12 protein-coding genes are annotated in these 16,126 nt (G+C 52.2%); 5 read left to right on the top strand and 7 right to left on the bottom strand.

Going from position 1 to position 16,126, the window contains the following annotated elements; translation table 11 throughout:
- Positions 1-62 precede the first annotated feature (62 nt).
- From OGY18_RS14065 to ebgR, 3 genes are all read right to left on the bottom strand, one after another.
- Positions 63-512: a beta-galactosidase subunit beta gene (locus OGY18_RS14065; protein WP_003828536.1), complete on the bottom strand. Its 450-nt coding sequence runs from the start codon at positions 510-512 to the stop codon at positions 63-65.
- Complete coding sequence (ebgA, locus tag OGY18_RS14060) at positions 509-3,601, bottom strand: beta-galactosidase subunit alpha (RefSeq protein ID WP_286553406.1); 3,093 nt, start codon at positions 3,599-3,601, stop codon at positions 509-511. The genes OGY18_RS14065 and ebgA overlap by 4 nt, the downstream gene beginning before the upstream one ends.
- Positions 3,602-3,808: 207 nt before the next feature.
- Positions 3,809-4,792 (bottom strand): transcriptional regulator EbgR, encoded by a 984-nt coding sequence (ebgR, locus tag OGY18_RS14055; protein ID WP_286553404.1) that lies wholly within the window; start codon positions 4,790-4,792, stop codon positions 3,809-3,811.
- A 209-nt stretch (positions 4,793-5,001) separates the two neighbouring features.
- Between ebgR and OGY18_RS14050 the strand changes: the two genes are divergently transcribed.
- Positions 5,002-5,334: a tRNA-binding protein gene (locus tag OGY18_RS14050; RefSeq protein ID WP_003828529.1), complete on the top strand. Its 333-nt coding sequence runs from the start codon at positions 5,002-5,004 to the stop codon at positions 5,332-5,334.
- 77 nt (positions 5,335-5,411) lie between these two features.
- On the opposite strand, the gene ygjG is transcribed toward OGY18_RS14050, so the two are convergent.
- The gene (gene ygjG, locus OGY18_RS14045; protein ID WP_181510164.1) at positions 5,412-6,791 is read right to left on the bottom strand and encodes a putrescine aminotransferase; all 1,380 of its coding nucleotides are present in this window, start codon (positions 6,789-6,791) and stop codon (positions 5,412-5,414) included.
- Between the two features lie 430 nt (positions 6,792-7,221).
- On the opposite strand from ygjG, the gene OGY18_RS14040 reads away from it, so the two are divergent.
- Positions 7,222-8,742 (top strand): methyl-accepting chemotaxis protein, encoded by a 1,521-nt coding sequence (locus OGY18_RS14040; protein ID WP_286553401.1) that lies wholly within the window; start codon positions 7,222-7,224, stop codon positions 8,740-8,742.
- 53 nt (positions 8,743-8,795) lie between these two features.
- Here the strand turns inward: OGY18_RS14040 and OGY18_RS14035 are convergent, their stop codons facing one another.
- Entirely contained in the window at positions 8,796-9,473 is a 678-nt protein-coding gene (locus OGY18_RS14035; RefSeq protein WP_286553399.1) for a PadR family transcriptional regulator, read from the bottom strand.
- A 235-nt stretch (positions 9,474-9,708) separates the two neighbouring features.
- Here OGY18_RS14035 and OGY18_RS14030 point away from each other — a divergent pair, with 235 nt between their 5' ends.
- Positions 9,709-10,482, top strand: a complete 774-nt coding sequence (locus OGY18_RS14030; protein WP_063941805.1) for a siderophore-interacting protein — start codon at positions 9,709-9,711, stop codon at positions 10,480-10,482.
- Here the strand turns inward: OGY18_RS14030 and OGY18_RS14025 are convergent, their stop codons facing one another.
- Positions 10,483-11,331, bottom strand: coding sequence for a helix-turn-helix domain-containing protein (locus tag OGY18_RS14025; RefSeq protein ID WP_003828520.1), 849 nt, complete (start codon positions 11,329-11,331; stop codon positions 10,483-10,485).
- A 67-nt stretch (positions 11,332-11,398) separates the two neighbouring features.
- On the opposite strand from OGY18_RS14025, the gene cfa reads away from it, so the two are divergent.
- Complete coding sequence (gene cfa, locus OGY18_RS14020) at positions 11,399-12,553, top strand: cyclopropane fatty acyl phospholipid synthase (protein ID WP_126317365.1); 1,155 nt, start codon at positions 11,399-11,401, stop codon at positions 12,551-12,553.
- A gap of 224 nt (positions 12,554-12,777) precedes the next feature.
- Here the strand turns inward: cfa and OGY18_RS14015 are convergent, their stop codons facing one another.
- Positions 12,778-14,436, bottom strand: a complete 1,659-nt coding sequence (locus tag OGY18_RS14015; protein WP_286553396.1) for a glycerone kinase — start codon at positions 14,434-14,436, stop codon at positions 12,778-12,780.
- Between the two features lie 561 nt (positions 14,437-14,997).
- Here OGY18_RS14015 and OGY18_RS14010 point away from each other — a divergent pair.
- Complete coding sequence (locus OGY18_RS14010) at positions 14,998-16,095, top strand: glycerol dehydrogenase (protein ID WP_003024745.1); 1,098 nt, start codon at positions 14,998-15,000, stop codon at positions 16,093-16,095.
- Positions 16,096-16,126: the final 31 nt, after the last annotated feature.

Here is a 16,126-nt window from a genome sequence, read left to right as displayed (position 1 = left end):
ACATCTCCGATTCCTGATTATTATAGGGTACTGGCGGCGCAACGTCGGCGCCGCCTGTGTTTTTATTTATTATGAAAATAACCATCTTCGATGGTGACTTTGAGTACGACTTTTTTCACTGCGTTATTACAAATAAAACGATAGGCTTCATGGTTGTCACAAATAACCATTTGCCCTTCGTGCACTTCGACGGTTTTTCCACAACCTTTCAGATATTCGCGATCGGTTTCATCGCGATAATATTCAACCACCTGGAGATCTTCTTTGGCGGCATACTCTATTTTTTGCTGTCCTTGCAGGTAGTAATGGATCTCAAAATAACGACGGTGACCGGTAAACAGCGCATCGGTCGCGGAATCTGTTTCCACGCGGTAGCTCAGGGAATCACCGATAGAGTGGGCGACACCTGGCTGAATATTGTCAATATTTTCAATAGCCTCAACGCAGCGTTGCCATTTCCGACCCGAAGCATAGCGTTGCTGGAACTGCTCTAAATTGTCGATGATCCTCATTTTGTATTCTCGCTGTGCATATTCGTGGAAAAGAACCCGGTGCCAAAGGCGCGATTGGCGATGGTTTGAGCGCCAGATTCGCTGCCGGAAACCGGCAACAACGTGAAGCCGTAGCTGAATGACGTAAACCAGACGCGCCAGGAATCGAGCACCTCACTTCCCCACGAGTTGGAACCTAAGCCCAACAACTGGTGATCCAGATTCAGGGTGATGTCATCGCTACGTTGCAGCGCGTTGCAGTGCTGTGCGGCAAAGATATTTTCTGGCGTATAGCGCCAGGCGCTCAGGTTGACAGGGCGCTGCGGGACCACCAGCAGACCGTTGCCGTGGCGGTTCGTTAGTGTTGCCCAGCGCACGTCCTGACGATTGCCGTTGTTTTGTGGGAACGGATAGTTTTCGAACATCTCATCCACGCTGCTACGCCAGATGTCGATGATGTTGGCCTGCTGGCTATCGGCATAGTTTTCACCGGGACCACGTCCGTAATACGCCACCTGGCCCAAATCACCGTTGATGCCCATCGTGAAGCCGATGCACGGAATGATGTCCCGGTACTCGCCGTAAGGCTGGCCAGAAAGTTCCACATTCAGCTGACCGTCGGCGGCAATGCGCCAGCGATAGGTACAACGCATGCCGAAATCGAATACCGGCGGGGCGATAATGGTCTGGCTGGTTATCAGCAGCGCATCATCGGTTTGCTCAAGGGTAAACTCGCGCAGATGCTCCTGCATAATCTGTAAATGATTCGGCTGCCAGAGGCCTTCGAACTCTTGCTTGTGGTTATCAATGGTCGGTTTGAAGAAATTAATCTTCGGCTCGCGGGTAATCAGCTCTTCACCATTGACGTTCCAGGCGATCGGTTTACCGGTCAGCTTTGAGAAGGTCAGATGGAAGTTATAACCGCGAACGGTGCAGCTCTGGCGGCTGTCTTCCAACGTCAGAGGGTTGGCGTTTTGCAGGCTAAACTGTACGGCAGTCGCCGTTCTGGCCTTCAGTGGGAACTGATACGTCGCGATGTGATGCCCGGCTTCGCTGTATGGCGTACGGGAATCTTTCGTCACGATAACGTTGAGGAATGCTTCGCGCGCATCCAGCTCCGGCAGTGCGCATTGCAGCAGCGCGTCGCTGTTGGGAGGAACGTCGCGCAGTTTTATCTGTTGAGCAGAGAGCGTATCTCCTTCGGCGCGAACCTCAATATGCAAGGTGTAGTCGTCAAGCGTGGTGAACCACAGTTTGTTTTCTACCCGCAGTTCGCCGCGGGCCAGATCCTGTGCGCGCACTTTCACTGGCGCAATTACCTGCTTGTACTCTTTCAGTCCTGGTCCTGGGGTTTGATCGGAATAAATCAGGCCATCAAGGCAGAAGTTGTAGTTGTTCGGATAGTCGCCGTAGTCGCCGCCATAGTTGTACCAGACGTTGCCGTCGTCATCTTTGGCCTGAATCCCGTGATCGCACCACTCCCAGACATAGTGCCCCTGAATGCAATCATACTGATAGAAGACGTTCTGATATTCCGTTAGCCCGCCGGGACCGTTGCCCATGGCGTGAGCATATTCACAGATGATGCGCGGCTTAGGATGCGGATATTCACCAAACTCATTCATCAGCGGCACGCGGGTGTACATAGTGGAGATGATATCCACCACTTCGGCGTCACGATCTTCTTCGTAATGGATCAGACGCGTGTCATCCAGCGCTTTCGCGGCGTGATACATGGCGCGGATGTTACAGCCGTATCCGGATTCGTTACCGAGCGACCAGATGATGATCGAAGGGTGGTTTTTCTGCGCATGGACGTGGCGCACGATGCGCTCAACGTAGACATTTTCCCACAGTGGATCGTCGGTGATCCGACTGATATCGCCGATATTGGCGAAGCCGTGAGATTCAACGTCTGTTTCGGCCATCACGAACAGGCCGTAGATATCGCACAATTCATAGAAGCGCGGATCGTTCGGGTAATGGGCGGTGCGTACGGAGTTGATGTTGTGCTGCTTCATTAACAGCAGATCTTTTTCAACGCGATCCATACCGACAGCACGGCCCTTAAGATGATCGTTATCGTGGCGGTTAACACCATGCAGCATCACGTAGCGGTTATTGATGTAAAACAGACCGTCGCGAACTTTAATATCGCGGAATCCAACGCGCTGTGGCACGACCTCAAGGATGTTGCCGCTGGCATCTTTCAGTGTCATCACCAGATGGTAGAGATACGGCGATTCCGCCGACCACTGCTGCGGTGCGCTAACCTTGAAATGAAAAGCGGTCTGCGTTTGTTTATCCACCTTCAGAGTGTTAATCACACCGCTATGCAGCGCCTTCTCACCGTCAAACAAGGTGTATTCGAGCGACGCTATCGCTGGCGTGGAGGCCAGGTTTTCCAGCGCAATGTCGCAGGAGAGGGTGGCGTCGCGATAGTCATCATCGAACTCGGTGCGAACGGTAAAATCCTGAATGTGGGTCGCCTGTTTGCCGACCAGATAGACGTCGCGGAAAATTCCCGCCGACCACCACATATCCTGGTCTTCAACGTAGGTGGAATCAGCCCATTGCATTACGCGAACGCACAGCAGGTTATCACCGGTCTTCACCACCGCGCTGATATCAAATTCGGCCGTCAGGCGGCTGCCTTTGCTGAAGCCAACGTATTGACCATTCACGTAAACTTCGAAGTAGGTTTCTACGCCATCAAACTTAATCAGTGTCTGTTTGCCCTGCCAGCCTTCGCTGAGGGTGAAAATACGCTGATAGGCCCCGGTGGGGTTATTGGTCGGAACGTAGGGGACATCAATCGGGAAAGGAAAACCTTCGTCGGTATACTGCAGCTTGCCGTGTCCTTCCATCTGCCACATGCCGGGGACGGTGATGCTGCCCCAGTCACTCATAAACTGCGACGTAAAGGCTTCCGGCACCTGCAGCGGATGCTCAAAGAACTGAAAATTCCACTGACCGCTTAGCAGCTGAAAAAGGCTGCTGGTTTCGCGGGCAAACGAGCGAGCCTGCGCAACGGAGTCGTAAGAGAAAAAATATGCGCGTGGCGCCAGTCGATTTTCGTGGGTGAGCTGAATGTTTTCCCAGCGATTCATAAGGCCTCCCGGTGGAGAAAAATCGGAACCATTCATTGTAATGGTGGGTAAGTGTAATTGATGGTGATTTTAGTAAAACTTTTACTAAAATATAGCAAGTGAAGTGATTTACTTTAACTGGATCACGAAAATAATTCGGACGCGGAAAAGAATGCATGACAATGCGCGCCCGGCATCAGAAGAAACCGGGCGGGTTAACGGGGGATTTCAGCGGGTGGTGCCGCGCAGTTTCAGCTTGCTGGGAACAAAAACCAGCAGGGGGAGCGCACGCCCGTCACGGGCTTTTTCGAACAGCAGGTTGACGCCCTGACTGCCCATCATTTCCGAATGGATGCGAACGGTGGAAAGCGGAGGAAAGGTGAAACGCGCCGTGGGGATATCATTAACGCTAATCAGCGAAATATCCTGCGGAATATTCAGACCGCGCTCGTGGATGGCGCGCAGAACGCCAATGGCAATCGAGTCTGAAGCCACAAACAGGGCGCTGGGATAGCCGGGTTTCGCCAGCATTTCTTTAGCCAGTTCATAGCCTGATGAACTGGAGAAACCGCCGCGATAGATGTCCTGTTCAGAAACGACCTGCTGCAGACGACCGTATTCGACAAACGCGGCTTCGCGGATATCGGCCTTACCTGGCTGGTCTTCGCCACCGATGAAGCCAATGCGGGTGACGCCCTGGGCAATGAAGAAGTCGATGCTCTCTTTGCTGATGCGGGCCAGATCGATATCGACAGCGTCATATTCGCTGCCGGATTCATGGAAATCGATAAAGCAGATATTGTCGGTAAGTGCTGTTGCCGCCTCGCGCAGAGCGGGAGAAGGCTTGCCGACAATAAGAATGCCGGTAATGTGTTTGCTCTCCGGCAGACCACTGTGCTCATAGCAGTTGGTCAGTTCGATCCCGAGTTTCTCACACTGGGTTTCAATCCCATGGCGGATCGCGAGGTAGTAAGGATCGTTGATTTCCAAATCTTGCTGATAGCTGTAGAGCGCCAGAATATGCTGGGGGCCGAGCGCGCTGGTCTGGTTCTTTCGGGCGCTGCTGGTTTTGTACTCCAGCTTTTCCGCGATCTCCAGAATGCGATGCTTAGTCTCTTCTTTTACATTCAGCGTGGGGTCATCGTTTAAAACCCGGGACACTGTCGCCAGGGACACGCCAGCTTCGATTGCGATGTCTTTAAGTGTTGCCATGTTTGCCTTTTCCCTGAGTTACCTGCGCATTGTAAATGAAGTGCTTATCTATTCATCTGTTTTCAGTAAAAAAAGCATGATTAATTGACATGCTCGGGGTAAAACTGGGCTTTCAGAGTGTGATGAGTACATCATTTTCCCGCTTTTGAGAACAATGCCCGGAAAATATTTTGCTAATATTTAGTAAAATTTTACCAAAGGAGAAAATAATGGATACCGTCGCATTTGCTGATTTTGCCCGAATGGAAATACGTGTTGGAAAAATCGCACAGGTAAAGCGCCATGACAATGCCGATAAGCTGTATATCGTACAGGTAGATGTGGGAGAGCGTACGCTGCAAACCGTAACCAGCCTGGTGCCTTACTACAGAGAAGAGGAGCTGATGGGCAAAACGGTGGTGGTGCTGTGTAATCTGCAAAAGGCCAAAATGCGCGGTGAGACATCAGAGTGCATGCTGCTGTGCGCGGAAACCGACGATGGCAGTGAAAGCGTACTGTTGACGCCAGAACGCCTTATGCCTGCGGGTGTGCGGATTGTTTAAGTCAGGCTAATTGCCGGATGGCGGCTGCGCCTTATCCGGCCTACAAAAGAGTGTCTTTTATAGGCCGGGTAAGGTTGTTACACCTGCTCCACGCTCACCCGTAATGCTGCCAGGGCTTTGCGTGTTGCTCGCAATACCAGATCGCATTGCTCGATCGTTAACGTCAACGGCGGTTCGATGCGGATCGTCTTTGCATTGTTAAGCGTGCCGGCAACCAGCACCCGCTGGCGGAACATCTCACTGGCAAAGTTGTAGCCGATTTCATTATCGACAAACTCAATCGCCATCAGCATGCCCTTACCGCGAACATCATGTACCAGGTCCGGGTATTCCCGCGCAAGCTGACGGAAACCATCCAGCAACATATCGCCTTTCTGCTCCGCCTGAGCCGGTAAATTTTGCTCCAGCAGGACGTTAATGGTGGCCAGCGCAGCCGCACAAGCGAGTGGGTTGCCGCCAAAGGTGGTGGTATGCAGGAAAGGATTGTCGAACAGGACGGAGAACACCTCTTCAGTGGCAATGGTCGCGCCAATGGGCATCACACCGCCGCCCAACGCTTTGGCCAGACACATAATATCGGGTTGCACGTTTTCGTGTTCGCAGGCGAACATCTTGCCGGTACGCCCCATGCCGGTTTGCACTTCGTCAAGGATCATCAGCGCGCCAAACTCATCGCAAAGTTTACGAACGGCGGTCAAATAGCCTTGTGGAGGCAGGATCACCCCACCTTCACCCTGGATGGGTTCGAGGATCACAGCTGCGACATCGTCACCGGTCTTTTTACACTCGCTGAGCATGGTGCGCATCGCGTTAATATCGCCAAACGGCACATGACGGAAGCCCGGCAGCAGCGGCATAAAGGGTTTACGGAAGGTAGATTTAGCTGTGGCGGACAGCGCGCCCAGTGATTTACCGTGGAATGCGCCGCTGGTGGCAATAAACGTAAATTTACCGCGCGGCGATTGATACGCTTTCGCCAGCTTCAGGGCGGCTTCAACCGACTCGGTCCCGCTGTTACAGAAAAAACTGTATTTCAGTTTACCGGGCGCCAGTGCGGCGAGAGTTTTTGCCAGCATGGCCCGAAGAGGGTCAAGTAACTCCTGGCTGTGCAGAGGTTGTTTCGCGAGTTGATTCTGTACGGCGGAAACCACGACTGGATTACGGTGCCCCACGTTGAAAATTCCAAAACCACCCAGGCAATCGACGAACTCTTGCCCCTGGGTGTCGACAAGCGTATTCAGGCTTCCCGCTTGCCACTCTACGGCTCCGTAATCCCCGCCTGCAGTTACAGATTTTCGATACTCTAAGAACCCCGGATTGACATGCTCCTTGAAGTACTCAATCACCTCTTTGTTCAATGATTTCATTTCCTCATGATCAAGCGTGCGCTTTTCGATGAGATTCAGTGCGTGTGCGCTGCAGGCCAGGGCCGATGCGCTGGAAGGTAACCTGTTCAAAATATGCTCCCGGAGCTCGCGTATCACATGATACTGATTTAAGTATTGCAGGGATTGCGCCATTCCGGCGCGCTTAGCAAAAATCGGGATAAACACCAGGAAATATCTCATTTGCGCAACATTTAATGCCGTGATTTAACATTTGCTGGCATTTTGCCCAAGTAAGGAGCCTGAAAACAGATCGAATAAACGTAAATTTGCGCTAAAAATGGGCAAGATTTGCACTGTGACGGTGCGCTGGTAGAAGTGACGTTGAATAGTTACTAGATGAAAGTATTTTAAATCAATGGATTAGAATGCGTACAGATTTTGAGGTTTAATCGCAAATTGCGATCTAAATCAAATTTAACAACTAAAGATAAAAAAATTATCGCCGAAATAACATAAGCCGAAAGAGTTAACAACCAGATAACCTGCACAGGACGCAATCATGTCTTCTCATCCCTACGTTAGTCAGCAAAATACACCGCTGGATGATGATATCACCCTCATGTCTACCACCGATTTACAAAGCTATATCACCCATGCGAACGATACATTTGTCCAGGTCAGTGGCTATCAGCTGAATGAATTGCTCGATAAGCCGCACAATCAGGTTCGTCATCCGGACATGCCAAAAGCGGCGTTTGCGGATATGTGGTACACCCTGAAGCAGGGCGAGCCATGGAGCGGGATTGTGAAAAACCTGCGTAAGAATGGCGATCACTACTGGGTGAGGGCCAATGCGGTGCCGATGGTGCGGGAAGGACGCGTGACCGGGTATATGTCGATTCGTACCCGGGCAACTGACGAGGAAATTGCGGCAGTAGAGCCTTTATATAAAGCGCTGAACGAAGGGCGTTGCAACCGGCGTATTCATAAAGGGCTGGTGGTACGCAAAGGCTGGCTGGGTAAACTGCCGGCGATGCCGATTCGCTGGCGGGTACGCAGCGTGATGGCATTCATGTTTGTCCTGCTAGCGGCCACATTGCAGCAGATGGGCGCCGAATGGCCGTTACTGCTGATGAGCGCGTTGGTGGTGGTGCTGGGAACGGCTATTTTCGAATGGCAAATTGTGCGTCCTATTGAGAATGTCACCCGTCAGGCGCTGAAAGTGGCGACCGGTGAGCGGAACAGCGTGTCGCATCTTAACCGTAGTGATGAACTGGGCCTGATGCTACGAGCAGTGGGCCAACTTGGATTAATGTGTCGCTGGCTCATTCACGACGTCTCCAGCCAGGTGAGTTGCGTGCGCAGCGACAGCGAAACGCTGGCGAAAGGCAGCGACGATTTAAACAAGCATACGCAGCAGACTGTCGAGAACGTGCAGGAAACGGTGACCACCATGAATCAGATGGCGGCATCGGTGAAACAAAACTCAGAGACCGCCGCCGCGGCCGATAAGCTCTCTATTGCCGCCAGCAGCGCGGCAACGCACGGCGGTGAGGCAATGGATACCGTCATCAAAACCATGGACGATATCGCCAACAGCACCCAGCGGATCGGCACTATTACGACGCTGATTAACGATATTGCCTTCCAGACTAACATTCTGGCTTTGAACGCCGCTGTTGAAGCCGCGCGGGCGGGCGAGCAAGGGAAAGGGTTCGCCGTGGTGGCGGGAGAAGTGCGTCATCTTGCTAGCCGCAGCGCCAGTGCGGCCAATGATATCCGCAAGCTGATTGATGCCAGCGCTGACAAGGTGCAGTCCGGATCCGACCAGGTTCACGCCGCAGGACGCACGATGGACGATATTGTGGCGCAGGTGCAAAACGTCACTCAACTGATCGCCCAAATCAGCCACTCCACGCTAGAACAGTCAGATGGTCTTTCCAGCCTGACCCGCGCGGTGAATGAGCTGAGCAACATTACGCAGAAAAACGCCGAACTGGTTGAAGAGAGTGCGCAGATTTCCGCGATGGTGAAACATCGCGCTGGTCGTCTGGAAGATGCGGTTACGGTGCTGCATTAATACTAAAAATACAGGCGGAACGTTGGGCATACGGGTTCCGCCTGCTGTGCAGATTAATCCAGCTGAGTAATATCCAGCGCAGCGCGATCGATAATACCGATGATTTTTTTGATCTGCGCATCGCTGGTATCACCATGATTGACGCGTAGATCCAGCACGGCTTTGAAGTTTTCCAGCGCGCGTTTCATCTGTGGATTTTTGCGTAATTCAAAACCCACGCAGCGGGCTTTAATCCGTTCGTGGATATGTTCCAGATGTTCACGGTTTTCATCCAGCCACTGCTGGCCCTGGGTCGTGATCGCAATCTGTTTACGCCCACCTTCCTCGTCGCTGACGGTGATCAGTGCCTGATCCTGCAAGAAATCCAGTGTTGGATAGATAACGCCCGGGCTTGGGGTGTAATTACCCTGGGTCAGGGTTTCAATCGCTTTAATCAGCTCATAGCCGTGGCTGGCGTCGCGGGTCAAGATATCCAGAATCACCAGGCGTAATTCGCCGTGGCCGAAGAACCGCTGACGACGACCACCGCCGCCACGACCGTGGCGATGCCCGCAACCCTGCTCGTGGTGGTGTTCTTTGTTACAGCCTTCATGGCGATGTTCTTCACCTTTGCAGCAACCTGCATGGAGCTCGTTGTGGCGGCCTTCATGGTGATGTCCTTCACCCTTGCAGCAGCCTTCGTGTTGGTGCTCTGTGTGCTTACAGCAACCTTCATGATGGTTTTGCATCATCGTCTCCTGATGTTGTTTAGATATATCTAATTTATATCTAAAAATTATCAGTTTGCAAGTCTACAAAATAATTTTTGTTTAATGTGATGATTATTAAGTGTTTTTATGTGAATGTGATAGCGGGGTATTCATAACTCAACTATATCAAAAAGTGCTTGCAATCTTTTTGATTAGCAATCATTATCATTTGAAAATGAGTTTAGATATATCTTATTATTTTCACGAAGGCGAAAAAATGACAACAAACACCTCACGCTACCCGCAGCGCGTTCGCAATGAACTTCGCTTTCGGGAACTTACCGTCCTGCGCGTAGAACGTATTAGCGCGGGCTTTCAGCGTATTGTACTGGGCGGTGACGCTCTGGACGGTTTTAGCTCACGCGGCTTTGACGACCATACCAAGGTCTTTTTCCCTGAACCGGGCAGCCATTTTGTACCGCCGGTTGTCACCGATGAAGGCATTGTCTGGGCTGACGGCGTACGTCCGTTATCCCGTGACTACACGCCGTTGTATGACGAAACGCGCCATGAGCTGGCACTGGATTTCTATATTCATGACGGCGGCGTGGCAAGTACATGGGCGATGAATGCCCGTGAGGGTGACAAGCTTACGATCGGCGGGCCGCGCGGTTCTTTGGTGGTTCCAGAGGACTATGCGTATCAGGTTTACGTGTGTGATGAGTCGGGAATGCCCGCGTTGCGCCGACGCCTGGAGTCGCTCTGCCGTTTGGCGGTACGTCCGCACGTTACGGCGCTGGTTAGCGTGCAGGATGCGGCGTACCAGGACTATTTTGCCCATCTCGACGGATTTACTCTTCAGTGGTTTATCGGCCATGACGAGCAGGCGGTGAATGAACACTTATCGCGGCTAAGCGTGCCCGCAGACGATTATTTCATCTGGATCACCGGCGAAGGTAAGGTGGTCAAAAACCTGAGTGCTCGTTTTGAAACCGAGGCGTTCGATCAGCAACGGGTTCGCGCAGCGGCTTACTGGCATCAACGCCGTTAATCAGTAATTAGAGGGCGGAACGCCAAACGCCTGGCGGAATGCGTAGCTAAATGCCGCGGTGCTTGAATACCCAACGTCGAGTGCCACGGCGGTTACGCTTTTATTTTTCTTCAGCATTAATACCGATTCAAGTATTCGCATTTTTTGCTTCCAGACGCTGAAAGGCAATCCGGTTTCTTTTTTGAAATGGCGTGAAAAGGTACGGGCAGACATACCCAGATGCTGCGCCCAGTATTCAACAGAATGCTCCAGTGCGGGGGATTCTTGTATTGTTCGGCAGACTTTGGTTAATTCGCGATCCTGCGGCCAGGGTAATACAAAAGCGACTTCCGGGAGTTGCAGAATAATATCGACCAGCACACTAACCAGCTTGCCCTCTTTTGACTGACTATCATAATGGCCTGAAATTGAATTCGTGGCGTAATGAATAAACTCTCTGGCGAAATCACTGATAGCCACTACTTTGCATTCATTGATGCTCTCTTCAAGAAAGCCCGGTTTAATATCCAGATTTTCTAAATACACATCATCTAATGCCCAAACCGCATGCTCCGTATTATTTGGGATCCAAATGCCATAATGCGCCGGGATTATCCAGCACTTACCGGCAACATCAATGCGCATGCTGCCTTTGCGGGCGAAATGAAACTGCATAAAAGAGTGTGAATGCTGCGGTACATGGTGGTTGGCTTCCAGGACATATGAGCGAAAGAATACGTCCTGCGGCAGTTCGGTCATGGAGTTATCCGGGAAGGAGTTCCACTGTTTTTGCGCGAGAGTTTCCATAAATGAATCGTCAATGCTCCCGATGGTGTGTCCGCTACTCGATAGATCTTGTCCGCGGATCATAATACATACACTCTTTTTTCCATAATAATCTTGCGTAATAATTTTTAGCCCACTTTTGGTAAATACCATGAACTCGCTTTGTTCAGATGCTGTCATCGTCAATGAAACAAATGATAACTGGACCCGAATGGGAAAAGAGCTGCTTTCGCAAGCGGATATCAGAATTAATGGCTCGCGCGCCTGGGACATTCAACTTCATCATACCGGTTTCTTTAAACGGGTATTGCAACAAGGCTCGTTAGGGCTTGGCGAAAGCTATATGGAAGGCTGGTGGGACTGCGAACGGCTCGATATTCTGTTCTGTAAAATCCTGAGAGCAAAACTCGACCAGCAGATGCCTGGTAATCTGAAAGATATTTTACGCATTGCCAGCGCGCGCCTGTTTAATTTGCAGTCACGTAGCCGTGCATGGATCGTCGGTAAAGAACATTATGATATTGGTAACGATCTCTTTGCACTGATGCTTGATCCGCATATGCAATATTCCTGCGGTTACTGGAAAGACGCGACCACATTAGACGATGCGCAAGATGCCAAATTAAAAATGATCTGCGAGAAGCTGCAGCTTAAACCGGGTATGCGTTTACTCGATATCGGTTGTGGCTGGGGCGGGCTGGCGGAATATGCGGCGCGTCATTATGGCGTGGCGGTAGAAGGCGTTACCATTTCCAAAGAGCAGCAGAAAATGGCGCAGCAGCGCTGTGAAGGGCTGGACGTTAACATTCTGCTGCAGGATTATCGCGATCTTGATAAACACTACGATCGCATTGTGTCCGTAGGGATGTTTGAACACGTCGGGCCGAAAAACTACGACACCTATTTCAGCATCGCCGACCGTTGTTTAAAACCGGACGGACTGTTCCTGCTGCATACCATTGGTAGCAATAAAAAAGGGATGAGCGTCGATCCGTGGATCAATAAATACATTTTCCCGAACGGCTGCTTACCGGCAATTTCCCATATTGCCGAGGCCAGCGAATCACGGTTTGTGATGGAGGACTGGCATAACTTCGGCAGCGATTATGATAAAACGCTGATGGCCTGGCATGAGCGCTTTAATCAGGCCTGGCCGGAGCTGTCATCACGTTATTCCGCCACCTTCAGAAGAATGTTTAATTATTATTTATGTGCCTGCGCAGGGGCTTTCCGCGCCAGAGATATTGAGCTTTGGCAGGTGCTGTTTAGCCGCGGCGTAGAGGGCGGGATCCGCGTTTATCGTTAACGTTCTGCCAGATGGCGGCGTTACCTTATCCGGCCTACAAGGGTTTGCACTCGCAGGCCTGATAACGCCTTATCCGGCCTACACAGGTTTGCACTCGTAGGCCTGATAAGCGCAGCGCATCAGGCACGGCGCACATTGCCGGATGGCGGCGCAAACACCTTATCCGGCCTACAAAGGTTCGTACTCGTAGGCCTGATAAGCGCAGCGCATCAGGCACTTATGGCTTAGCCCAATTCACTCTCTGCCAGCGCTTTAAATACCATCGCGACGGCGTGCGCGCCGGGGTCCATATTTCCGAGCAGGCTTTCGCTGCTGAGATACGATGCGCGACCCGCATTGGCTTTACTCGACAAACAGGTTCGTTCGGCTCCCGCTTGCGCGGCGTCGAATGCGGCCTGCAAATTTTTCGGTTGTGCGAGCAGCGAAGTCAGGGCCGGTTGCAGCGCATCAATCATGGTGCGATCGCCTTCGTCTGCGCCGCCGTAAAACTTCATCTGCGCCAGTCCCGTATTCAGGGCTTCGGCAACGTTAGCTCCCTGTTCCAGTTTCTGCCCCGCAGCGGTAAAGAAAATAGACATCAACACACCGCTGGAACCGCCCATCACCACGGTCAGACGTTCGCCAATCAGCGCGAACAGCGTGGCAAGGTTATCCAGCGGCAACTGCTGACGATGCAGCAGGCTGGCAATTTCCCGCGCGCCTGCGGCAAAGGTTGAACCGGTATCGCCATCGCCGACTTTGGCATCCAGCGCATTAAGATGGGTCTCCAGATCGGAAAGGGTTGTGGTGACAAGCTCCACAATCCCGGCCACCAGGGCGTTCGCCGAAGGCTGGAATTCCACGCGTGCGCTACGCTGAGATGACGGTACACAGCTGATTTCACGCGGTGGGACCGGCGTCGGCCAGTTACTGGTTTCCACCTCGGTGAGCAGCGCTTTTTCGATGCTCTCTTCCAGCACGATGGCCGTCAGTGAAAAGCCTTTCATATCCAGCGCGGTGACCAGTGAGGCCGGGCCAATCAGCCAGTCGATACGCGGGTGCAGCGGGCTGCTGGCCAGTTCGCGGGTAATGATGGCCATTTCGGCAACAGAAACGCCGCCAAGATTGTTAATCATCACCGCCAGACGGCCGGTTTCAGGCAGGGCTGCCAGCAGTTTATCCACCATCAGGCTCACCACCTGCGCACTGTTCTGGGTGTCGATGACCGAGGCACCTGGTTCGCCGTGAATGCCCATGCCCAGTTCCGCGTGGCCCGGATGATGACGCGGGGCGGCGTCGGTTTCTTGCGGCAGATGACAGCTGGAAAGCGCAACGCCCAGACTGAAGGTGTTATTGGCCGCGTATTGCGCTTCACGCAGGACGGTGGCGAGGTTGTAGCCGCGTTCGGCAAAATAGCCCGCGATTTTATGCACCAGGATGGTTCCCGCAATGCCGCGCGGGTGTTTGTTATCCGGCAGGGAGATGTCATCGCCGACAATCAGCATTTCGACGTTGTAACCAAGGCGACGGGCTTTCTCGGCGGCAAGACCGAAATTAAGACGGTCACCGGTGTAATTTTTCACGATCAACAAACAGCCCGCCTCACCGGTTACCGCCTGAATGGCGGTCAGTACCGCATCTACGCTCGGGGAAGCGAACACGTCGCCACAGACTGCGGCGGTTAGCATACCTTTACCGATAAACCCAACGTGCGCGGGTTCGTGCCCTGAACCGCCGCCGGAAATGACCGCCACGTTATTTTTGTTGAGGTCACGACGGACCACGATGCGAATGGCTGGATCGCTTTCCAGACGCGCCAGGTTATTCCACGGGCTGGCGATAATCGTACCGTCGATGACGTCGCTCACGAGATGGGGGCGTTGATTAAAAAAGAATTGAGACATAACGGCTCCTTGAGGTTGAGTGTAAGACAAACCCCCGGAAGTATGGTCATGGTGCGGAGGCGATAGAGAGATTCTGGCGAAGTCAGCGTGGAAAAAAACAACGTTAAAATGAGTTTCATTACGGAACGTTGTTATTGTTTTTTGTTCCGAAATGAAACCTAAAAGAACGGGGAACGACCACAATGCGAGCTCGCTCGACTTTTTCCTCTCGCGATGAATACACGTCACACGGTACTGTCAGCTTTTTTTTACCGGTATTTTGGCAAGTGAGTGTGTATAAGAGAAAGTGAGATTCGTCTGTGCCGGAGATTTGATGGCAAATGAACGGATCGGGATCGCAAACCTTATATTTTTTATGGTTAAGCGTTCCAATATGGAACATGTGTCGTTTTTATCTGTTTCATATCAGAACAAAAAGACGAAAGATTTTTTTGTGCACGCCTCGCCATACAGTTATTGCATCGCTCCGGTATCTCCCGTTTTCGCCGTCAGCATCAGGCCAAACAGGTTAACGCCAGGGCTCACCATGTAAAAACATGTACTTATTTGAGGATGAAAGGAATGCTAAAAGTTATTCAATCTCCAGCCAAATATCTCCAGGGTCCTGACGCTTCCACCTTGTTTGGTCAATACGCTAAAAATCTGGCGGACAGCTTTTTCGTGATTGCGGATGACTTCGTGATGAAGCTGGCGGGAGAGAAAGTACTCAACGGCCTGCACAGTCACGACATTAGCTGCCATGCGGAACGCTTTAACGGTGAATGTAGCCATGTTGAAATTAATCGCCTGATTGCCATTCTGAAACAGCACGGTTGCCGCGGTGTGGTTGGGATTGGCGGTGGGAAAACGCTGGATACCGCCAAAGCGATTGGTTACTACCAGAAGTTACCGGTGGTGGTGATCCCGACTATCGCGTCTACCGATGCGCCAACCAGCGCGCTGTCCGTTATCTATACCGAAGCCGGTGAGTTTGAAGAGTATCTGATCTACCCGAAAAACCCGGATATGGTGGTGATGGACACTGCAATCATTGCCAAAGCGCCGGTACGTCTGCTGGTGGCCGGGATGGGCGATGCGCTCTCGACCTGGTTTGAAGCGAAAGCCTGTTATGACGCCAGAGCGACCAGCATGGCGGGCGGACAGTCCACCGTGGCGGCGCTGAGCCTGGCGCGCCTGTGCTATGATACCCTGCTGGCGGAAGGCGAGAAGGCACGCTTTGCCGCGCAGGCTGGCGTGGTGACCGATGCGCTGGAACGTATTGTCGAAGCCAACACTTACCTCAGCGGCATCGGCTTTGAAAGTAGCGGTCTGGCAGGGGCGCATGCGATCCACAACGGCTTTACGATTCTGGAAGAGTGTCACCATTTGTACCACGGTGAAAAAGTCGCCTTTGGTACGCTGGCGCAACTGGTGCTGCAAAACAGCCCGATGGAAGAGATCGAAACCGTGCTGAATTTCTGTCAGAAAGTAGGCCTGCCGGTAACGTTAGCGGAAATGGGCGTGAAAGAAGACGTTGACGGCAAGATCATGGCGGTGGCGAAAGCGACCTGTGCAGAAGGTGAAACCATCCACAATATGCCGTTCCCGGTAACGCCTGAAAGCGTACATGCCGCTATTTTGACGGCAGATCTGCTGGGACAGCAGTGGCTGGCGCGTTAATCAGTCGTCGGTAGGTTTTATCCGGCATCTT

This window comes from Citrobacter sp. Cpo142 (assembly GCF_030332425.1).
Taxonomy (GTDB): Bacteria; Pseudomonadota; Gammaproteobacteria; order Enterobacterales; family Enterobacteriaceae; genus Citrobacter; species Citrobacter portucalensis.
This window is presented reverse-complemented; position numbering and strand designations above follow the sequence as displayed.